The 19,239-nt window shown below is 66.4% G+C and carries 19 protein-coding genes, 3 tRNA genes and 1 pseudogene; 6 read left to right on the top strand and 17 right to left on the bottom strand.

The features are described 5' to 3' along the window. Positions 1 to 314: 314 nt before the first annotated feature. Complete coding sequence (locus AU072_RS28720; RefSeq protein WP_235629788.1) at positions 315 to 1,562, top strand: hypothetical protein; 1,248 nt, start codon at positions 315 to 317, stop codon at positions 1,560 to 1,562. A 30-nt stretch (positions 1,563 to 1,592) separates the two neighbouring features. Then, complete coding sequence (locus tag AU072_RS28880) at positions 1,593 to 2,330, top strand: hypothetical protein (protein WP_328586823.1); 738 nt, start codon at positions 1,593 to 1,595, stop codon at positions 2,328 to 2,330. Here the strand turns inward: AU072_RS28880 and AU072_RS28715 are convergent. The 5 genes and pseudogenes from AU072_RS28715 to AU072_RS22585 form a co-directional block, all read right to left on the bottom strand. Further along, positions 2,214 to 3,374: pseudogene (locus AU072_RS28715) on the bottom strand (adenylate/guanylate cyclase domain-containing protein); the annotation flags it as partial. The gene AU072_RS28880 and the pseudogene AU072_RS28715 sit on opposite strands and share 117 nt — an antisense overlap. Before the next feature lie 2 nt (positions 3,375 to 3,376). Beyond that, positions 3,377 to 4,444 (bottom strand): oxidoreductase family protein, encoded by a 1,068-nt coding sequence (locus AU072_RS22600; RefSeq protein ID WP_064415836.1) that lies wholly within the window; start codon positions 4,442 to 4,444, stop codon positions 3,377 to 3,379. 137 nt (positions 4,445 to 4,581) lie between these two features. Continuing rightward, entirely contained in the window at positions 4,582 to 5,889 is a 1,308-nt protein-coding gene (gene aftC / locus AU072_RS22595; RefSeq protein WP_082680636.1) for an arabinofuranan 3-O-arabinosyltransferase, read from the bottom strand. 36 nt (positions 5,890 to 5,925) lie between these two features. Beyond that, complete coding sequence (locus AU072_RS22590; protein WP_064415835.1) at positions 5,926 to 7,491, bottom strand: alpha/beta fold hydrolase; 1,566 nt, start codon at positions 7,489 to 7,491, stop codon at positions 5,926 to 5,928. Between the two features lie 25 nt (positions 7,492 to 7,516). Further along, on the bottom strand, positions 7,517 to 8,299 hold the full coding sequence (locus AU072_RS22585) for a pyrimidine reductase family protein (RefSeq protein WP_064415917.1): 783 nt from the start codon (positions 8,297 to 8,299) through the stop codon (positions 7,517 to 7,519). A gap of 34 nt (positions 8,300 to 8,333) precedes the next feature. On the opposite strand from AU072_RS22585, the gene zapE reads away from it, so the two are divergent. Beyond that, positions 8,334 to 9,353, top strand: a complete 1,020-nt coding sequence (gene zapE, locus AU072_RS22580) for a cell division protein ZapE (protein ID WP_064415834.1) — start codon at positions 8,334 to 8,336, stop codon at positions 9,351 to 9,353. 69 nt (positions 9,354 to 9,422) lie between these two features. Here zapE and AU072_RS22575 read toward each other — a convergent pair whose 3' ends face one another. The 6 genes from AU072_RS22575 to AU072_RS22550 all read right to left on the bottom strand — a co-directional run bounded on the left by AU072_RS22575 (position 9,423) and on the right by AU072_RS22550 (position 12,885). Next, the gene (locus AU072_RS22575; RefSeq protein ID WP_064415833.1) at positions 9,423 to 9,953 is read right to left on the bottom strand and encodes a GNAT family N-acetyltransferase; all 531 of its coding nucleotides are present in this window, start codon (positions 9,951 to 9,953) and stop codon (positions 9,423 to 9,425) included. A 6-nt stretch (positions 9,954 to 9,959) separates the two neighbouring features. Then, positions 9,960 to 10,451, bottom strand: coding sequence for a hypothetical protein (locus AU072_RS22570; protein WP_064415832.1), 492 nt, complete (start codon positions 10,449 to 10,451; stop codon positions 9,960 to 9,962). A gap of 78 nt (positions 10,452 to 10,529) precedes the next feature. After that, positions 10,530 to 11,123, bottom strand: coding sequence for a methylated-DNA--[protein]-cysteine S-methyltransferase (locus AU072_RS22565; RefSeq protein WP_064415831.1), 594 nt, complete (start codon positions 11,121 to 11,123; stop codon positions 10,530 to 10,532). Then, on the bottom strand, positions 11,120 to 11,596 hold the full coding sequence (locus AU072_RS22560; protein ID WP_064415830.1) for an RNA polymerase sigma factor: 477 nt from the start codon (positions 11,594 to 11,596) through the stop codon (positions 11,120 to 11,122). Before AU072_RS22560 ends, AU072_RS22565 begins: the two co-directional genes overlap by 4 nt. Before the next feature lie 42 nt (positions 11,597 to 11,638). Further along, on the bottom strand, positions 11,639 to 12,364 hold the full coding sequence (locus AU072_RS22555; protein WP_064415829.1) for a Clp protease N-terminal domain-containing protein: 726 nt from the start codon (positions 12,362 to 12,364) through the stop codon (positions 11,639 to 11,641). 32 nt (positions 12,365 to 12,396) lie between these two features. Beyond that, positions 12,397 to 12,885, bottom strand: coding sequence for an SRPBCC family protein (locus tag AU072_RS22550; protein WP_064415828.1), 489 nt, complete (start codon positions 12,883 to 12,885; stop codon positions 12,397 to 12,399). Positions 12,886 to 12,961: 76 nt separating this feature from the next. On the opposite strand from AU072_RS22550, the gene AU072_RS22545 reads away from it, so the two are divergent. Further along, positions 12,962 to 13,315: a helix-turn-helix transcriptional regulator gene (locus tag AU072_RS22545; protein ID WP_064415827.1), complete on the top strand. Its 354-nt coding sequence runs from the start codon at positions 12,962 to 12,964 to the stop codon at positions 13,313 to 13,315. Between the two features lie 17 nt (positions 13,316 to 13,332). Here AU072_RS22545 and AU072_RS22540 read toward each other — a convergent pair whose 3' ends face one another. Beyond that, complete coding sequence (locus tag AU072_RS22540) at positions 13,333 to 13,758, bottom strand: hypothetical protein (RefSeq protein WP_064415826.1); 426 nt, start codon at positions 13,756 to 13,758, stop codon at positions 13,333 to 13,335. A gap of 245 nt (positions 13,759 to 14,003) precedes the next feature. Between AU072_RS22540 and AU072_RS22535 the strand changes: the two genes are divergently transcribed. Further along, a complete protein-coding gene (locus AU072_RS22535; RefSeq protein WP_235629780.1) occupies positions 14,004 to 14,285 on the top strand; it encodes a hypothetical protein in 282 nt (93 codons plus the stop codon). 153 nt (positions 14,286 to 14,438) lie between these two features. After that, positions 14,439 to 15,101, top strand: coding sequence for a hypothetical protein (locus AU072_RS22530; RefSeq protein ID WP_064415824.1), 663 nt, complete (start codon positions 14,439 to 14,441; stop codon positions 15,099 to 15,101). A gap of 1,548 nt (positions 15,102 to 16,649) precedes the next feature. On the opposite strand, the gene AU072_RS22525 is transcribed toward AU072_RS22530, so the two are convergent. The 5 genes from AU072_RS22525 to AU072_RS22505 all read right to left on the bottom strand — a co-directional run bounded on the left by AU072_RS22525 (position 16,650) and on the right by AU072_RS22505 (position 19,220). Then, on the bottom strand, positions 16,650 to 17,075 hold the full coding sequence (locus AU072_RS22525) for a hypothetical protein (RefSeq protein ID WP_064415823.1): 426 nt from the start codon (positions 17,073 to 17,075) through the stop codon (positions 16,650 to 16,652). 1,256 nt (positions 17,076 to 18,331) lie between these two features. Beyond that, positions 18,332 to 18,406, bottom strand: a tRNA-Val gene (locus tag AU072_RS22520). Positions 18,407 to 18,419: 13 nt separating this feature from the next. Beyond that, positions 18,420 to 18,490: transfer RNA gene (locus AU072_RS22515), tRNA-Cys, on the bottom strand. A 27-nt stretch (positions 18,491 to 18,517) separates the two neighbouring features. Further along, positions 18,518 to 18,590, bottom strand: a tRNA-Gly gene (locus AU072_RS22510). Between the two features lie 105 nt (positions 18,591 to 18,695). Beyond that, a complete protein-coding gene (locus AU072_RS22505) occupies positions 18,696 to 19,220 on the bottom strand; it encodes a DUF6636 domain-containing protein (RefSeq protein ID WP_235630310.1) in 525 nt (174 codons plus the stop codon). Between the last annotated feature and the right edge of the window lie 19 nt (positions 19,221 to 19,239).

The raw sequence follows: 19,239 nt of genomic DNA, 5'->3' as shown, positions 1-19,239 counted from the left end.
CGCTCCGAGAACCAGAGCAGGGCGCTCTCGACGTCGTGTTCCTTGACTGCCCGGATGAACATCGGCAGCAGTCGGCACGAGTCATTGTCGACCGCGAGCCGGCCGGACGTCGCGGTCACACGTTCCCCTGCGTGGCCGGGTGCTGTCCGGGCGGGTTCATCCGATGGCACGACAACGGGTTCGTCGACGAGTCCGACCGAGATCGAGGCCTCCTTCGCCGCGTACAGCGCTCGGGCATCGGCTCGGGCCGACCCGGCCCCCTTGACATCTCCTGCTGTATCTAGCACACGGCTCAGTGTCAGGCAGGCCTCGGCATGGTCGAGCACGATGTCGGTCCCGCTGGCGACCGCCACCGCATCCCGGGCCATTGCAGTCGCCTCATCGTGGCGTCCTTGCGTCGCGAGGATCTCGGCCCGCACCGCGCGCCACGCGATCGCTGTCTTCAGGTTGTGACCGGCGAGGCGCTCACTTTCGGCCGCATAGCGGTCGGCTTCGTCGATCTGTCCCTGCGCGAGAACCGATCTCGCCAACAGGGCAGCGGCCAGACCCGCGTCGGCGCCAGCACCCAACGCGTCGAGTCCTTCCAGGGCCGTCCGGAAGTGCGGTTCGGCAGCGAGAGGGTCGCCGCTCATCGACTCGATGATCCCGGCGAACAACTCCGTTTCCATGAGCCCATGCCGCAGACCCAGGTCGGCCACGATCTGGCGCGCCTCGCCGAGCATCCTGCGCGCCTTGTCCGGTCGGCCGCGCAGCAGTTCCAGCACCGCCAGATGGCGCAACGACGTGGCTTCGAGGGAGGGTGCAGCCGTCGTCATCCGTTGCATCCGAACCACGTCGAGGCACCGGCCGCCGGCCTTGGGTACTGGGCTCGGCCCCCACAGCGCGGCACCCGGCGCCGCACTCAACGCCGCGGTGATCTGTCGGTGGTCTCTACTCTGTCGAGCCGCGATCAGCGCCTCGAACAGGTCGACTTCGCCGTCGCCAACCCGTCCGAGACGCAGCCGCGCGCTCGCTCGGACGCGGTGCGCCTTGGCGAGTCCCGCGCGGTCCGCGCGACGGGTGAACTCGTCGATGGCGCGCTGGAGGAGCGCGTCGTATTCCAACAACCGGTCCGGGGCGGTGTACACGCCGAATTGGCATCGATAGCACGTCGCCCATGGGGCCAACGCGTCTCCGGCGATGCGCTCGAGATCCTCGACGAGGGCGGCGGCGGCGGTGACGTCGCCTGCGGACAGAAGTGCCTCGCACCCCGTCAACAGAAGCTCGGCGTGTACGGACTCGGCGTCGCCGGCGAGCGCCGCCCCTCGTGCGGCCTGTGCGCCGGCGGAGACCAACTCGTCGCGGTCCAGTGCGCGTCGCGCGGATGCCGAGTAGTGGTGAGCGGCGCGCAGGGCGAGATCGCTCGTGTGCTCGTCGAGCGTGCCCAGTTCACGTCGATAGGTGTGTGCGGCCTCCAGATGGCGGGCGATCATCTCATCAGCCTCGAACGCCACACTGGCGCCGCCCGATTCAACCCAGTCGGCAAGGCGCGAGTGCAGTTCTGCGCGCTCGGATTTCAATAGCCGCCGGTAGGCGACGTCGCGGATCAGCACGTGATGGAAGCGCCAGACGGCCTCGTCGCCGACGTACGTCCCCGTGGGTTGAGCGAGTTCGAGACGCCGAAGTCGATTGAGCGACAGCTTGATCGCGTCCGCGTGACCGCCGGCGAGCGCTCGAACCGTGCCAACGGAGAAGTCGCTGCCGATCACCGAGGCGATCTCGAGTATGCGTCGGTCCCCGGTGTCCAGCCGTTCCAGTCGCGACGCGAGCAGGGCATGAATCGTCGGGGGAATGGTGATGGCCTCGACATCGATGGTCAGTCGCCAGCCGTTTGCGTGCTCGACGAGAACGCCGTCGTGCGCGAGCATCCCGACGAATTCGCGGACGAACAGGGGATTGCCTCCGGTGGACGCGGGGAGGCGATGCAGCAGCTCGGGCGGCAGCTCGGTGGCGCCCAACACCCTGGCGGCGAGCTCGGCCGTCGCCCCGGCATCGAGGCCGTCGAGGTGGATGGTGTCGGCGACCCAGCGGCTGGCGGCGACGAGGTCGGGCCGGATCTCGCGCAGCTCGGGCCGGGCCAACGCCAACACGAGCACCGGCACGTCCTTGATCCACTCGACCACATGCTCGATGAAATCCAGCAGCAGGCTGTCGGCCCATTGAACGTCGTCGAGTGCGAACACAACTGGGGCCCTGAACGCCAGCACCTCGACGAACCTGCGCAGCGCCCAGAAGTTCTCTTCGACCGAGCCCGGTACGCCGGTCGCGAGGCCTTTGAGGTCGCGCAGTAGACGATCTCGCTCCGAGGTTCCTGCTGGGATGTCGGATTCCAGATCGCGGGCCCGCAATATCTCGACAATCGGCGCCAGCGCAACCGACCCCTCGACGGCGCACCGAGCTTGAATAACGCGCGCATCAGTCTGGGCACCAAGGAATTCGGTGGCCAAACGGCTCTTGCCGACACCGGGGTCGCCGACGACGGTCACGAGCCGCGCCGCGCGCGCCGCGATCGCGTCGTCGAGGACGCCCTGAAGCCGCCGCACTTCTTGCGACCGACCGACGAATGGTGCGGCGTCCGCAACATCCGAATGCCTTCCGAGCCACTGGTACACCGCAACCGGTGCGTGACGGCCCTTCACCTGTACCTGCCCGAGCGATTCATAGCCGTATCGCCCGCGCGTCGCCCGCCAGGTCTCCTCGCCGACCACCACGCGGCCGCGCGGACACTCGGCCTCCAAGCGAGCACCGACATTCAAAGCGTCGCCCACCAGGTCGGCGTCACCCGCACCGACGACGACCTCGCCGGTGTTCACAGCGACACGCAGCGCCAACTCGGTGCGGTGCGTCTCGGCGACCTCGGCGGCCAGGTCGACGAACCGTTCCTGCAGTTCGACCGCGGCGTCGACGGCGCGCAGCGCATCCTCGGGACCTATTTCGGGAACACCCCAGACGGCCATGAAGCCGTCGCCGATGTACTTGGTGACGCCCGCGCGGTGTCGCTGCGCGGTCGACCGCAACAGCTCGTGGTAACGGCCAATCACCTCGCGGGTTGTTTCGGCGTCGACCCGTTCCTCGAAGGTGGTCGATCCGGCCAGATCGGCGAACAACACGGTTACCGTTTTGCGGGCCGGACCCGCGATGGGCGGTTCCGTTGTGGGGGTGGCCAGTTCGTCAAGTGGAGCACCGCAGCCGCGGCAGAACCGAGCGGTCGCTCTCGCTTCCAGGCCGCACGTCGCGCAGACCTGCGCGAGTGATCCGCCGCAGCCCTCGCAGAAGCGCGCATCCTCCTCGTTCGCCGTCCTGCAGGAGGCGCAGGTACGGCGGTTCTCGGCCATGGTCAGTCGGGCTCCAGCGAGAACGCGTCGTGGTCTTCCAGGGCCGCGACCGCGCGATGGAACATCAAGCGGGCCAGTCGTGCATTGCGGTCGTTGACGACTTCGATCCGACCCTCGGCGATGACGGGGTAGAGGAAGCACCATGCGACGGCGATCCGGTAATCCCGGCGCAGTTGGTCTGCGGGGTAGTCGATTCCGTACTCGGCGAGACACTTGCGATAACGGTTGAGCAACTCGTCCTCGCAGCCACGACGAGTGTCGGGCGTGAGGCTCTGGCTGAGGAAGTAGCCGACATCGTAGGCGCCGCGGCCTCTATTCGTGACTTGCCAGTCCAGAACTGTGAGCGGTGGATCCCCGGCACCTACGGCGAAGAACAACTGATCTAACCGGAGATCCCCGTGTAGGAAGGTCTGAGGTGCCCGGGAGACCTCCGCCAGGAACCACGGCATCAGCGTCGCGAACCGGTCACCGTAGTCACGGACCGCCGGGGTCAGTTCCGAGCCCACGCGCTCGACGCATTTGGGCCAGGCGGCGTGGTAATTGCTGATGATCACCTCCGGAAACGGCGGGGAAGTGTGTTCCTTCAGCCATGGCAGCAACGCGAGGCGGTCGTTCTCCCACCAATAGGCGTGGTGGCGGGCGATGGCGTCGATGACGGTTTCAGCGTCGGGGACCGAGCAGCCGACGAGCTGGTCGACGTTGCGGAGCCGACCCAGATCCTCGAGTACCAGGACGAAATCGTGGGTGGCCTCGTCGATGGCCGCGAAATACGGCCGTGCCGGCGGCAGCGGATTCGCCACGCCGATCTGCTGATAGAACCGGACCTCTCGTCGGTAGAACTCCAGGTCTTCGCACAGGTGGGTTCGCGCGGTCGTGTCCAGCGTCGGCAGCTTGACCACGACCGTGGGCGGTAGGTCCGGGTCGCCATCGAGATGGGCCCGATAGAGGCGGCCGAGAAGCCCGTAGCCGATCCCGAACTGCTCGAGCTTGCAGACCCGCACGTCAGCGTCGAGAACCTCGCTCAACCATTCCGCCGTGATGGACTGCGGATCTACCGGGATTCTCGGCATTGGCGCCTCCCCAGTAGACCACCCCCGTGAGCGAAATCAATCGTACGAGATCAGACGCGTATCAGCACTGGTAATAGTCGTTCAGACGCCAGCTCGGACCTTGCGTTGGCAAATACTGTCGGAGCAGTAAACCGAGCTCAGCTGATCGGCGGCGCGACAGGCCGCGCCGGTTCGGCCGCAGCGTCCGGGCCCGACGGCTTCTTCATCCACGCCGGGTCGATCCCCTCATCGAGTCGGCCCTCCGCCTTGGCGTCCAGATAGCGGAAGTACAGCACCGAGAACACGACCACGAGCATCAGCCCCCAGCCGTAGGTGAACTTCATGTACTCGAGGAACCGCCCCGTCGTCGGCCAGTGTCCGAGCAGCCAGCGGTCGGCGCTCATGAAGCCGTAGATCGCCAGCCACGCAGGCCAATTACGCAGCACCGAGTTTGGCAGCACCACCGTCATCAGGAACGGGAACAACATCATCGAGTAGTAGCCCTGCCCCAGCGACAGCACCAGGAACGAGGTGATCAGCAGCACGCCCGACGACGTTGTCATCCAGAAAAGCGGATCGCGGGTGCGGTAGTACTTGTACAACAGCCACAGCGAAATCACGGCGATCACAACAAAGGCGATGCGCAACAACAGGATCAGCCATGTCGGAAGGCCGTAATAGATGCCGTTGCCGGCGATCGAGCTGTTGAAGTAGTCGCGGGTGGTCATGATGTAGGGAACGGTGCGGGTGAAAAAGCTCATCGGGTCGCTGATCAACGGCCACGCCGCGACGTTGAAGACCAGCGGCACCACGAAGGCGGCCACCAGCGCGCGCCATTGGCGATTCAGCAGCGGCAGCAACAACAGCGGCGCCAGAAGCGGTTTGACCACCAACGTCAACCCGATCGCGACACCCGCCAGCCATTGGTGGTTGCGCTTACCGTCAAGCAGCCAGCGGAAGAACAGCACCTCCGCCAGCAGGATGCACCCGTTGATGTTGCCGAAAACCAGTGTGTTGATCACGCTTTCGGTGCAGAACATCGCGGCCAGCAGGGCCGGCAGCGCGACCGAGCGGAAGCCGTAACCGAAGAGCCGCACCAGGAAGTAGGCGGCCAGCACGATCGCCACGGTGTTGAAGAAGATGAACCAGTACCGCGAAGCGTCGACGGGCAGGTAGCCGAACGGCGCCATCAACAGCGTCCCGCCGGGCGGATACAGATAGTGCGGGTCGACGTGGTTGAAGTGCTCGTTGTAGATGTCCCAGCCCATCTTGAAATTGACGACCGCCCGGTAGACGGGTCCGTAGTCGTCGGTGATGTAGCCGTTGGTCGCCAGCACGTAGCTGCGATGAATGATGAACAGGATCGCCAGCGGCCACAGGATCACCTTCAACACCGACGCAACGCTGGGCGGGGAGGTTCGGGGCCGGAAGGGCGTCGTCAACGAACTGGCCACAAGATCGCGCACGACCGCACGGTACCCGACCGCGATCGAGGCCAGGCGTCAGGCAGGGCAGAACGTATCGGTGTCCGGCAGGTCGCCGCTGTCGAGGTAACCCAGGACCGGCGGCAGCGCGCACGGTGAGTAGATCGAGGCTCCGTGCCCGATGCCCTGCCACATCACCCGCCTGTTGGCCGAGCCGGCGTTGATCACCGTGGCCGCGACCGCGGCGACGCCCTCGTTGCCCACAATCGGGTCGTTCTGGGTGCCCAACAGCAGCACGGGGATCTTGAGGTTCTCCGGCTGCTGGGGGGTCGCACCGCTCGGCCAGTTCAGGCAATCGACCAGGTTCAGCGCGCCGACCGTCCCGAACTGCGGATACAGCTTGTTCCATTCCACGACCAACTCGCGGACCCGATTCGGGGTGGGCCGGTTCAGCGAGTCGCTGCACCCGTTGACGAACTGGCCGTCGGTGTTGCGCAGGCTCTCGGCCCGCGCGATCAGCTCGGTGAACGGCGCGGGATCACCCGACTGCGCGGCCGCGATCGCGGTTGCCAGCGCATTACTCGACTCGATGCGGTCGCCGCGGGGGTAGGCCAGCGCGGTGGAGATCGCGTTGGTGACGGTCGCGACGGCAGCGCCGTTGGGGCCGCGACCCTGACGTGCGGCCGACAGCAGCGCGTCGACCGCTCCCTTCGGGTCCGGGCCCAACGCGCAGTTGCTCGCGGCGCACTGCGCGGCCCAGGCGTTCAATGCGGCCTGCTCGCCCTTGACCCGCTGCTCCATCGCCGCTTCGGCGGCGATACCCAGCGGCAGGGGGGAATCGAGTACCAGGCGCGCGACCTTGTTGGGGTGCGACCCGGCGTACGCGAGTGCCACCTGCGCACCGTTTCCGACGCCCAGCAGTGCCAGTGCTGGCACGTCCCAGGTGCTGCGCAACCGCTCGAGGTCCTCGGCGGCGTGGGAGTTGTCGTAAGCCGAATCGCCGGGGGCGATGGTGTCGGTGCAGCTGGTTGTCGCGGTCTGCACGATGGCCCCCAGATTCGCCACCGGGTCGTCGCCGGACTGGAACTGTGCCTGGTCGAGCATCTCCTGGCGGTCGAACAGATCGCGGCAGTCCAGTGCGCCGGACATGCCCATGCCGCGGCGGTCGACGGCGACGATCGGGTGGCTGTTGAGCACGTCGGTGCCCGCGCGCGACAACCACACCGGCAGCTGCAGTGACGACGGCAGATCCGAGCCGGTGGTCATCACCACGGGACCGGCGTCTCCGGGGGTCTGCGGGCCGCGGGCGCGCACCACGCCGATGCTGAGCGAACCCGACGCGCCGTTGATCGGGTCGAGGTCGGCGTCATAGGTGGCGCAGTCCAGCGTCACACCCGGCACGGCGGGCACGGCGGCGTCGCTGAACACCCGCGAGGTGCAGTCCCGCCAGGCCAGGTCGTTCTTCGGTGCCTCGATGGCCGGCGGGCCCTCGGCGGGGTTGGTCGTTTCGGGCTCGCCCTGAGGACCCGCCCCGGAGTCGGTGGCGAAGCGGGGATTGGCGGCAAGACCCGGCGCGCACGCCGCGACGAACGCCACGACGGTCGCCAGGCTGACAAGCCGAACCAGCTGACCACGCCGATGCATGCCGACCACAGTACTGACCCGCGGCTCAGCCGAGCCGTACGTAGCGGGTGTAGAGATAGCCGTCGTCGTCGGTCAGGACATGCGCCGGGCGCATCCGCGTCAGCACCTCGCCGGGACCGGTCGCGATGCGCGGCGCCTTGCCGCCGACGAGGTACGGGGCCACCGTCAGACACAGCTCGTCGAGTAGATCGCTCTCGATCAGAAGGCTCAGGATCAGCGGGCCGCCCTCGGTGAGCACCCGCAACAGCTTGCGTTCGGCCAGCGCCTGCAGGGCGGTCCCCGCATCGACCTCGTCGGATCGAGGTCCCGACGCGTCGATCACCTCGGCCACCCCGCCAAGTCGTTTACGGGTGGCGTCGCAGGCGGCGGTGCAGGTCAGGATCAGCGGCGGCACATCGGTGCGGGTGAAGAACCGGGTGTCGGGGTCGAGCTCGCCGGATCGGGTGACGACGGCGATCGGCGGCACCTCCGCCTGTCCACGCGCTTGCCGGGCGCCGCGCTGCGGGACGGGCACCTGCGCGCCGGAGTAGTTCTCGGTGCGTACGGTTTCGGCGCCGACGAGAATTACGTCGGCGGCGTAGCGCATCTGCTCGAAGACGCTGCGATCGCCGGCCCCTCCGAGCGCCGCGGTCTTGCCGCCGGCCGTCGCTCCGCCGTCGATGCTGGCGATCATGTTGCCGCGCACCCAGCACCTTCCCAGGTCTGCGGGGTAGGCGTAGAAGTCGGCCAGCTGCCCGTCGGTGCCGTCGATCCGGGCGCCGTCGGGCCCGAGCACTGTGAAGTGCGCCGCAGCGGCGGTATCGGACATGAAGATGATTGCAGCACGTCGATAGGGTGCGTGCATGGACGGGTCCGCCGCGGTGCAGCATCTGGTCGACCGCCACCCCGACGTCACACCGGACCGGCTGATCGCCCAACTCGTGCCGCCACCCACGTTCTCCGACGTCAGCTTCGACACCTACATCCCCGATCCCGCCGAACCCTCGCAGGCCGCGGCCGTGGACAAGTGTTTGCGGTTCTGCGATCAGGCGCAGCGGCGTCGCGCGGGTAAGAAGAAGCTGTTCGGTCGCCGCGAGGTGCTGCCCGGTGTCGGCCTGTATCTCGACGGGGGCTTCGGCGTCGGCAAGACACACCTGCTGGCCTCGTCGTACTACCGGCTGCCGGAACCCAAGGCGTTCGCGACCTTCGGCGAACTGACCCAATTGGCAAGCGTTTTCGGGTTCGTCGAGTGCATCGAATTGCTGGCCGACTACGTGGTGGTGTGCATCGACGAGTTCGAGCTCGACGACCCGGGCAATACAACGCTGATCTCTCGGTTGCTCTCGCAGCTTGTCGAGCGCGGGGTGTCGGTGGCCGCCACGTCGAACACACTGCCCGAACAACTGGGGGAGGGCCGGTTCGCAGCGCAGGACTTCTTGCGTGAGATCCACACTCTGGCGGCGATTTTCGAGACGGTGCGCATCGACGGGCCGGACTACCGCCACCGTGACCTGCCGCCCGCGCCCGAGCCGCTGGGGGACACCGAGGTCCGCGAGCGCGCCGCGCGGTCACCGGGCGCGACGCTCGACGATTTCGACGCGCTGTGCGCGCATCTGGCCACCATGCACCCCTCGCGCTACCTGACGTTGATCGAAGGTGTCGCGGCGGTCTACCTCACCGGGGTGCACACGGTCGACGACCAGAATGTGGCGCTGCGGCTGGTGTCGTTGACCGACCGGCTGTACGACGCGGGGATCCCGGTCGTGGCGTCTGGCGCCAAGCTCGACACGCTGTTCAGCGACGAGATGCTGGCGGGCGGGTTCCGCAAGAAGTACCTGCGCGCGACGTCCCGGTTGCTCGCGCTGTCGCGGCCTCCCCTTTGATCGCGAACGTGGGTTACCCGCACGCTGTCGACGGCCGACACGTGCGTCGAGCCCACACTCGGCCCCCCGCTACAGCGTCCGCACCATCACGTAGTCGTTCTCGACGGCCGCGCCCAACCGGAACGTCTTGGTGCCGCTGATCGCGAATCCGTGCTTGGCGTAGAACCGCTGCGCGCGCTGGTTCTGCTGGTTGACGCCCAGCCACACCACCGCGGCGCCCAGCCCCTCGGCCACCTCTAGCGTCGCCTGCATCAGCGCCGTGGCCACACCGCTGCCGTGGTGCTCGGGCAGCACATAGATCTTCGACACCTCGACCGCCGGCCGCGGCTCGACCGCGCGCTGAACGTCGGAATCGTCGGGCACCCCGCGAATCAACATGGCATAGCCGGTGATTGACGGACCGGTCCGCGCGACGAGCACCACGCGGTCGGGGTCGACGAGGTAGTCGCGGAAGCGCGATTCCGACAGGTTCTCTGCGATGAACGCCGCGACGTTGTCGGGCGTCACCGCCGGGGGACAGGCAAGCGGAAACGTGCGGGCGGCGACGTCGGCGAGTTCAGGCAGGTCGGCTTCGACAGCCGCGGTGACCTCAATGCCCAACGGCGACTACACGTTCCACTGCGCCAGGTGCTCGCCGGTGATCTTGTCGAGCAGCACCACGTTGGACACCAGGTCGCGGTAGCAGTCCCAGAACACCGCACCGCTGACCGTGGAGCCGGCGGGGGCGTTGGTCAGCTGCGCCTGCAGCGCGTCGGGAGCGTCGGTGTTCCGCGGTTCGTAGCTGTCGCCCGTGGGCGTCACACCGCGGAAGCTGTAGGTGATCGACTGCGCGTACGGGGTGGGCACCTGGACGGAATGCACGGTCACCCAAGCCCGCCAGACCTGCTGACGCGGGGGGCGCGGGGCATAGCCGAAGCCGGGTGGGATCGGCGACGGATCGATGCTGTGCACGGTGATGTCGGCGACCAAACCCTTGAACTTCACCTGCAACGTGTCGCCGAGCCTGCCGATCGGGGCGGTGACCGCCGATGCGGGGGCAGCGACAATCCCGGCGGCAGCCGCCATGGCGACCACGAGGAGCACGAACCAGCGACGCATCCCCGAATGATCGCACAAACTGAAACCTGTTACAGACGCTTCCAGGTCAGGATGTCCACAGCTCCAGGGCGAGTTCCCTCAGGCGGCCTCGAGGCTTAGCAGCGTCGACTTCGCGTGCGGGCCGCCGACGTACTGTCCGGGCGAGCCGTCCGAGCGCACAACGCGATGGCAGGGAATCACCACGGGCAGGGGATTATGGGCGCACGCGCTGCCCACCGCGCGCACCGCGCGGGGGTTGCCGACGGCGGCGGCGACGTTCGCGTAGCTCGCGCGCTGTCCATAGCCGATGTCGCGGAGGTGTTCGATCACGCTGCGCCGGAAACCCGCGGCCAGCCGTAGGTCGACAGGCAGGTCGAACGCGGTGCGTTGCTTGGCGAAGTACTCGTCGAGTTGGCTCGCGACGGTGTCCAGTCGGGCGGGAGCTTCGAGGATGCGCGGACTGACGACCTCCGCCAGCCGGGCGAGCACCGCGTCGTGGCCCTCGACGTCGAACGCGACGCGGACCAGTCCGACCGGCGTAGCGGCCAGAAGGAGCGGGCCGACGGGGCTGTCGATCATGCGGTAAGCGATGTCGAGCACACCCTGCTCGTCGGCGGTGTGTTCCAGTCGTCGGTGCAACCGGGCCAGAGTTTCGCTGTCGGCGGGCAGTTCATCAAACAGCTTGGCGGTCATCGGCTTTGGTCCTCACGGTAGATCTTGCGCAGGGTCTTGATGCCGTCGGCCGCGGCGCGGCGGGCGGCGTCGGGGGAGTTGCCGAGCAGCTTGGCGATCTCGGTGAACGGCAGCCCCGCGATGTGGTGGTAGGCGACGGCCTGGCGCTGCTTGGCGGGTAGTCGCGCCAGGGCGTCCCACAGATCGGGGTCACGTGACGCGGGGTCTGCCCGCGGTGACGGCCGGTCCGGCATCGGGTCGGTGGGCGTGGGCCTTCGGGAGCGGGCCCGGCCGATGTCGAGGGCGCGCCGGTGCGCGATCGTGACGAGCCACGCCTCGACATTGGCGTCGACCGGCAACTGCGGATAGGCGCGCAGTGCGGACAGGAACGTCTCCGACCACGCGTCCTCGGCGTCGACGGGTCCGACGACCGCGCGGCAGACCCGCAGCACGGTCGCACCGTGCTCGGCCACCACCTCTTCGAACGGTCGCACCCCTCACATCATGAAGACGTCGAAAAGCCGAGAGGTGTGAGATCAGTCTTGGGAAAACGCCAGCAGCGCGTCGAGGAGTTCGGTTTCGAAGCGGTCCTTGTCGACGCCCGCACGGTGCAGGGGGCCGTCGTCGGCCTCGGCCTCCCACAGCGCCAGCAGGATGTGCTCGGTCCCGACGTAGTTGTGCCCCAGGCGAAGTGCCTGACGAAACGTCAGCTCGAGCACCTTCTTGGCGGCGCCATCGAACGGGATCAGCGGGGGAAGCTCCCCCTCCACCCGCGGCGGCAGGGACACCACCTTCGACACCGCATCCGAGTCGACACCTTGCCCGGCGAGCAGCTTGGCGGCCAGGCCGTCGGGATCCTTGAACAGCGCCAGCAGCAGGTGATCGGATCCGATCTCGGGATTGCCGGCTGCGTGCGCGAGGTTTTGGGCCTCGACGACGACATTGCGGGCGCGGGGGGTGAACCGGTTGAAGCCCGCGTTGGGGTCCAGGAGTTCGGCGTCGGTGGGTGTCTTCGGGACGAAGCGCTTCTGCGCGGCCTGCTTGGTGACGCCCATGCACTTGCCGATGTCGGTCCACGATGCCCCCGAGCGGCGGGCTTGATCGACGAAGTGGCCGATCAGGTGGTCGGCGATCTCGCCGAGTGACTCCGCGGCCAGCACCGCGTCGGTGAGCTGGTCGAGGGGTTCGGAGTGCACGGTCTTGATGACGTCGATGAGGTCGTCGAGCCGGACCGGATTGGTGATCTTGGCGGGCTGCGTCATAGCGTCAACCCTAGGTTGACGAGCCAGGCCCGTCAACTGGTGGTTGACGCTCGCGGATATCCACGTCTGACCGTGCGGTCGAGGATGCCCAGCGTCGCGCGCAGCGCGCTCTCGGAGATGACGGGGAAGATGCCCGCGTCGCGCCAGTGCTGGTCGATGTTCGACCAGTCGTAGAACGACGTCACCAGCGTGCCGTCGGCGGTCGGTTCGAGGCGATAGCCGTAGACGTGGCCGATCTGCGGGCGGATCCGGCCCAGGATCGTCCACGAGATCAGACTGTCCTGCTCGAACTCGCGGATCGAGACGGTGACGTCGTACTTGCCCATGGGGAAGTCGTTGAGCGCTTCGCGGTCCATGTGCACGACGAAGCTGTCTCCGGCGGCGCGAACCGGTTCCCCCTCGGCGTCCTGCAACATCCCTGACGCGTCGATCGCGACATGACCCTGGGGGTCGGTCAGCACGGCGAAGATGTCGGCTGGGGGTGCGGCGATGGTCCGCTGGACTTCGATGCGATCAGTCATCAGCAAATCATGCCTCGCGTGTGAAAGGTGTCGGAAGCAGTTTCGGTCGTTGCGGTCGGGGTATTCGCCAGTTGCTATGCACAACCATGTGGACCCGGCTCGTGTTCAGTCCGCCTTGCTGCGGCGCGCGATTTCGTTCATCAACGAGAATGCCCACAGGGAAATAACACTCAGAGATATTGCCACTGCCGTCAATGTGACGCCGCGCTCGGTGCAGTACGCGTTTCGCCGGCATCTGGGCACCACCCCGCTGGAGTATCTCCGGGGCGTGCGACTCGATCGAGCCCACCGCGAACTGCAAACAGCCGACCCGCGCAGCGACACCGTGATGGCGATCGCGGGGCGGTGGGGCTTCACCCACGCCGGCCGATTCAGCGGTGTGTACAAGCGCACCTACGGCACCCCGCCGAGCGAGACGTTGCGGGCCTGACGATCTCTCCCGGTGGTCTATCTCGGGAAGAAGCCTTCGCGAGTGAAGAAGCCCGGCTGCCATCCGCGCGCGCCGAGGCACAGCATCGGGCGGCCGTCGGGAGACTGGGCGGCGGCTTGAGGCTTGGGGCAGGGCGCGCCGACGTCCTGAACGCCGAACAGCTCGTACGAGGCTTGCCAGAAACCCTGATTGGTCGGGATGGGTGGCCACTGGTTCTCGATCCAGCGGCACTGGAGGACTTCGCCGCCAGGGCCGCGTCCGAAGGTGAACCGCTCGAGGTTGAAGCACGGCCCGGTGAGGTGGGCGTCGTAGTTCATGCCCGGTACGTCGGAGGCGTAGCGGCCCGGGGTGTCGGGGTAGTCGGTGTCATCAGCGGAGGCGAACGGCGCCGCGCAGATGGCGGCGCCGGCGATCGCGGCGGCGGCGAGCAGTTGGCGAATCATGTCCCACCCTCGATGTCAGGACCGGTCGGTCTCCGCAAATCGTAGTAGGTGCGACACGGCCGCCGAGCCTTTTCCCGCCACCGGACGGCAGAACACCGAAGGTGGTCGCGATTCAACTTCGCGATCACCGGGAAGCCTCACTTGTAACCGACGGCACGTGACTGCGCGTCACGAGACGTTCGGCCCTACGACTTTCGATTCGGTGAGGAACGCGGCAATTGATTGCAATCGCGGTGGTGCTACTGATGTCGGCGGCTGTTTTCATCGTGTTCGGTGTCGTGCTCTACGGCAACGGCGTCGGCACGGTACCCGACGAGCCTGGTCGCGAGCCGGCGGCCACTCGAGAGGGTCTGGGGCGCATCTCGTGGAGAGAGCTGTTCGCGCGGATGAAGACGTCAGTCAAAGACATGCTGAACGACGACGCACAGCGGCCCGAGAAGCTGACCGCGACCGGCGCCTTCTGCGTCCTGGTCGGGCTCGTCATCCTGATACTCGCGCTGCTGTCGTTCGTCGCCGCCATGGTGTAGTACGCGCTGAGCCGGCGTTCGGATAGCCGCGATAGGTCGAAACCTTTCCTGCGCTCAGGCCAGGTCAGGCAGACTGACCGGCGTGGGAAATCACCACTGCGACATGTACACCTGCGGCGCCTCTGTGCAGGTCCGACGACGACGCTCGATCCGATGAGTTGGGCGACCACGGTGACGAGCACGCTGGTGCCGTTCGCGTCTGTCACATCGACTGCGGCCGTGGCGATCTGGACCAAGCGCATCGACGCGAGAACCAAGAAAGAGGAACGGGATCACGCTCTGGTCCTGGACTACGAGAAGCGGGCTGGTGAGGACAAGAAGGCGGCGTTGAAGCGCCTCATCTCAGCGACTCTGCACCTCAAGCGCGGGGCCGAGCATCTAGCTGGAGCCGAACAAAGCCTTAGCCAACGGCGGGCCGAGGCCATCCGGCAGCTGTATGAATTCCGTGTGCGGCTGGGTATGGATGACGGAATAGCTGAGTTGATGATCTATGCCGCGGAGCCGGTTCGCGACCTCACGGAGTTGATGCTCGACGAATGGGACCGCCAGTTCCGTGAGCACGGCTACTCCTTGGCACAACTGGATGCATGCAAGAGGCGCCTCATCCAGACCGCAAGCGACCTCGCGCCGACCGACGAACAAGCAATTTTTGCGGAGCGCAAGTGGGATGAGCTCAAAGAAGAAGAGGGCTCGTGGCTCAAGAGACTCGGCGATGAGTCGGAACTTGACGTCGAGGCGCTGGTGGAGCTCTGCAAGCAACTCTTGAAGGCCGCCCATAAGGATCTCCGTGGTGGCTACGGCGTAGAGACGGATTAGCGCCGCGATCGAGGTACGCCTGACGCGAAGTCATGCGGGGGTTGGGCGCGAGGGTCGGCCGACGCAAGGGGTTGAGGCGGGGTCTCGCGCAACGGCGTCTGTCCGATGTCTCGCGGCGACGTAACCAAGTTTTTGTTCCGTTTTTGTGACAGCTGTTGCGCAAGTTTCGTACGTGAACGTGCAGTTTTCGCAAATTTTGGACCCACCCGGTGGGGGTCCGGCGAACTTGCCAGGGAAGCCCTGAGGAGGGTTGACACTCGACGGACAAAGTGTCAACTATTGATTTCGACGCTTGCTAGCCGTCTCGTTGGATCGTGGTCTTTCGACCCCGAGCGTGTACGTCAATACTATTGCTGCACAAGCATATTACCTTCGCAGGAACTTTGAGATGACCTGCTTTCAGTATGGACGCGTACCTTTAGCCAGCAGCGCGAGTGCCCGCTACTTGCCTTGATGGGCTAAGCATATGCCCGGACAGCACTAGCGAAACCGCACGAGTAAATGCAGATTCAGCAAAAGAGTAGGCCGGTGAAGTTTGAACTGCCGACGACGTCAATTTCTGTGTAGCATCCGAGCGAGGGGGGATAACACGACACGATTGGAGTATGGAATGTCGGGGTTCCTCCGGAAGATCAGCGTTGTCTCCGCACTCGGCCTTGTTGCATTGACGGCGACGGGATGCACGCCGATTTTCTCGCTGGTCGCCATCGGCGTCGGATAAGCCACGGCCCGCCGGCCTGGGTGTCGGCCTAGCCGGTTGCGTTTTCCGAGAAGGCATTTCGGTCGCCGATGCCCTCGCGCATGATGCGATGGCATCGGTGCTGACCGCGCCGTCGATGAGCAGGCTCCGGTTCGGCGTGAATCCGAGCGTCCGTAGCTCGATGGATCATGAACGGTATCGGGTCGGTAGCTTCGGCAGGCGCTGAATTGGGCGTCTTTCTGCGGCCGACGTCGCGCGCCACATCGGCTGCGATTTGGGAATGCGCCGCCGGCTTGAGGCAATGCCGTCGCAGCAGCGCGCCACACGGCGTTATTCGCCATGGGCGGTAATGGCCTCACGCCCCGTGCGGCGCCCGGTCACGAGGCCGCCCTCCGAGATGACCTCGGGGGTCCGAATACGCTGGCGTACATCGTCATTCGACGACCTGGCTACGACCCAGCCCGCCAGCGACCCCTGGTGCTGAGGCAATCCTGACGAAGACTTCTACGGAGGGCTGACTGTATTGATGAAAAAACTCGCGATAGTCCTGGTGCTGACGCTGGTCCCATTCACTACGTCAAGCTGCGTCTGCGTGACGGATGGTGTAGCGCCGGTCTGCATTTGAGCCGATTCGGGTAGGCGACTAGTCGGATCGTCCTTGCGACTCCCTATAGGGCGGCGGTGTCACACTGCGCGTCCTGGCTGCCGTGGCACGCCGGCATGACGGAGCCGGGGGCCGGCGTCGGAATAACGTGATCACGCCGCGGCCGGCAGACCCGATCGGTGCGGTCGTGGCGGCAGGCGCGCCGCCCAAGCTGACGCGAAGCTGCTTCTCCGGGAGCCTTCGGTTACTCCGGGTCCGACGAGGGCGCCGGGGCCGCCGCCTCAGTGTCCTCGCCCTCATCCGGGGTGTTGCTTTCCCAGCTTTGCGGCCCGAGCTTGCTGGGAATGGATGCCCAACCTGAGACGAGTTTTCCGGGCGCTTCGGCCCAGCCCTGGACGAGTTTTCCGGGTGCTTCGGCCCAGCCTTGGACGAGTTTGCCCGGTGCCTCGGCCCACCCTGAGACGAGCTCGCCGGGTGCCGCCGCCCAGCCCTCGAGAATCTGCCCGGGTGCCGCGGCCCAACCTCCGACAAGCTCCCCGACGTAGCTGTTGCCGGTGGTGGTGAAGGCACACGGCGAGCAGCTCACCTGGCCCGGTTCGGCGGACGCCGGCGCGGCGGCGATGAGACCGGTGACGGCCATCCCCCCGGTGACGATGGCGATCTTCTTCATGTGCGGTTCCCTTCCTGGCTAATACTTCTTCATAGGTCATCAGATCGACGGCAGCGGAGTGGCGGGCTGCAGAAGTGGCTGGTTACGAGGTATTCGGCCGCCGGAGCAAGTCGGTAATACCCCGATTCCACGGGACGCATACTCCTCAGGGCTTTTCCGGCGAGAGGCGCTCGTCTGGTGCTGTCGCCGAAGCCGGCCAGACTGATCGGATTGTCCACAGCCGCAGGGGATGCCGGTCGAAGGCGGTCCAGCGGGGACTTATCAACATCGCCCACATCTTGGATGGACGAGCCACTCGCATTGCGTTGGCATTCCGCGACGCGGTGGTTGCATTCAGCCGGAGTCGGAGGGAGGGATCGGACTGCAGCAGGACCAGCGAGTGATCGCGTCATGCGAGAGCCCCCCGTGCAGGTTATTGAGTCGGGGCAAATATATCGCCTACGTCAGCAAGGCGCATGGCGAGAGCAGATCGGCCGCGCACCCGATAACTGGCTCGGATAGCTGGGCCGCCGGCGCTGAAACAGACGACCTCCGCAAGCGCGAAAGGGAAGCAGGCCGAGCTTTCGGCTGATGGGGCCGAGGACGAGTCACTGTCTTTCTGGGTGCATAGACAAATCGCGAGGCCGCAGCCCGCGTCTGCGACAAGCGGGGATGGTACTTCGCCCCGCGGCGAGGCCGGTGCATCACTGGTGGTAGCGCGGGAGTCGCCGCGCTTCCGGACCGCGAGCACCCGGCGGAGTCAGTTCCGCTTTCTCCGCGGTATTACCGACCCATTTACTACGGTGCGGCGGTTCGGCGCTGCGACCGCCATCCCTTCTTTTGTATTCGGGGGCTGATCAGCCGCAACCGAAGGGTGCCGTGCAGAAAGTCCCAGGGGGGAATGTTATGCACCCCGACAACACCAAGGTGAGCCCGGCGAGCAGCAGCGTCACCGCGAGTTTCGTCCAAATCAACATGTACTTAGCGTGGGCCGCTCGCTGTGGTCGAGGAAACAGGGTTTCCCCTGGGGTTGTCGCCGCGGCGATCCCGACTTGACGGGGATGCGCGCGTTTGTTCGGTCCGCCCGGCATGCGCAATCTCACGCCGGGCTATCGAAGGTGTGCGCGCGTTCAGCTCAGTTGTGCCCAGCGCCTTGTTCTAGGCGGCGATGAGTCCTTGTTGCGCATCTCCGGGGACGTTCATGCCGCGTGGGTGCACCTTGGTCGCGCGGATACAGCGAAGGCCCGGCAAAAACCGGGCCTGACCTGTACAAACTGTGGTGCGCGATACTGGGATTGAACCAGTGACCTCTTCCGTGTCAGGGAAGCGCTCTCCCGCTGAGCTAATCGCGCCGAACCTTCGTAGAGGTGGAGACGGGAATCGAACCCGTGTGCACGGCTTTGCAGGCCGTTGCCTCACCACTCGGCCACTCCACCGCTGGGCTTGATGCCACTGCACCTTCGAGCGGATGACGGGATTCGAACCCGCGACCCTCACCTTGGCAAGGTGATGCGCTACCAACTGCGCTACATCCGCGCGCCACGAACGACTCGTCGCCCGTCGCGAAGGACGACGATAGTCCACCAAAGTGTAGCTGCACAAATCCCGACGTTCGCCGGTGCGTCTCTGCCCGTTCACATCTCAAAACAGCTGGTACGACTCGCGTGAGACGAAGAATCCCCGCCCCGAGCTGTCGTCGCGGCATGTGATGCCCGCCTCGGCACTCTCGCATCGCAGCGCGCCCGCCCGGATCGCGTCGCCGTAGCCGAGTTCCTCGTCGGCGCCGAACGCCGTGTCACCCGCGCAGACGAACTCCGGGCCCTCACCACGCGCCAGCGAGATGCCCTGGCCGTAGTCGAACTCGCAGTCGGCGGGCCGCGGCGGGGGAGACCACTGCCGGTCGATGATGTCGCAGCGGACGAAGTCGCTGTCGATCATGCAGCCCACGTTTCCCGACGGCGAGATGAAGCCCGTCAGCTCGGTCACCTCGCGCGCCGGCGAAGCCGCCGGCGTCGACGACGGAGCCCCAGGCTTGGCCACCGCCTTGGTTTGGTTCGGACTCGGCGCCGGCGCCACTTCGGCGGGCGGTGACTCGCCGCAGCCAGCGACTGCCGTCAGCACCGCACCGCAGGTGATCAACCAGATCCAACCGCGCACACCGGCCATCGCGTGACCCTAGCCCGAC

Origin of the sequence: Mycolicibacterium novocastrense (assembly GCF_001499835.1) — a bacterium.
GTDB lineage: Bacteria > Actinomycetota > Actinomycetes > Mycobacteriales > Mycobacteriaceae > Mycobacterium > Mycobacterium novocastrense.
Note: the sequence above shows the minus strand (reverse complement) of the source record. Positions and strands in the feature narration are given on the sequence as shown.

What these genes read in the sequence shown, in the direction of transcription:
- AU072_RS22550 (WP_064415828.1), bottom strand. Translation starts at nt 12,885, where the DNA reads ATGACTGATCGCATCGAAGTCCAGCGGACCATCGCCGCACCCCCAGCC.
- AU072_RS28720 (WP_235629788.1), top strand. Translation starts at nt 315, where the DNA reads ATGGTCGAGCACGATGTCGGTCCCGCTGGCGACCGCCACCGCATCCCG.
- zapE (WP_064415834.1), top strand. Translation starts at nt 8,334, where the DNA reads ATGGACGGGTCCGCCGCGGTGCAGCATCTGGTCGACCGCCACCCCGAC.
- AU072_RS22590 (WP_064415835.1), bottom strand. Translation starts at nt 7,491, where the DNA reads ATGCATCGGCGTGGTCAGCTGGTTCGGCTTGTCAGCCTGGCGACCGTC.
- AU072_RS22505 (WP_235630310.1), bottom strand. Translation starts at nt 19,220, where the DNA reads ATGGCCGGTGTGCGCGGTTGGATCTGGTTGATCACCTGCGGTGCGGTG.
- AU072_RS22525 (WP_064415823.1), bottom strand. Translation starts at nt 17,075, where the DNA reads ATGAAGAAGATCGCCATCGTCACCGGGGGGATGGCCGTCACCGGTCTC.
- AU072_RS22540 (WP_064415826.1), bottom strand. Translation starts at nt 13,758, where the DNA reads ATGATTCGCCAACTGCTCGCCGCCGCCGCGATCGCCGGCGCCGCCATC.
- AU072_RS22565 (WP_064415831.1), bottom strand. Translation starts at nt 11,123, where the DNA reads ATGACCGCCAAGCTGTTTGATGAACTGCCCGCCGACAGCGAAACTCTG.
- AU072_RS22585 (WP_064415917.1), bottom strand. Translation starts at nt 8,299, where the DNA reads ATGTCCGATACCGCCGCTGCGGCGCACTTCACAGTGCTCGGGCCCGAC.
- AU072_RS22545 (WP_064415827.1), top strand. Translation starts at nt 12,962, where the DNA reads ATGCACAACCATGTGGACCCGGCTCGTGTTCAGTCCGCCTTGCTGCGG.
- AU072_RS22570 (WP_064415832.1), bottom strand. Translation starts at nt 10,451, where the DNA reads ATGCGTCGCTGGTTCGTGCTCCTCGTGGTCGCCATGGCGGCTGCCGCC.
- AU072_RS22530 (WP_064415824.1), top strand. Translation starts at nt 14,439, where the DNA reads ATGAGTTGGGCGACCACGGTGACGAGCACGCTGGTGCCGTTCGCGTCT.
- AU072_RS22555 (WP_064415829.1), bottom strand. Translation starts at nt 12,364, where the DNA reads ATGACGCAGCCCGCCAAGATCACCAATCCGGTCCGGCTCGACGACCTC.
- AU072_RS22535 (WP_235629780.1), top strand. Translation starts at nt 14,004, where the DNA reads ATGTCGGCGGCTGTTTTCATCGTGTTCGGTGTCGTGCTCTACGGCAAC.
- AU072_RS22600 (WP_064415836.1), bottom strand. Translation starts at nt 4,444, where the DNA reads ATGCCGAGAATCCCGGTAGATCCGCAGTCCATCACGGCGGAATGGTTG.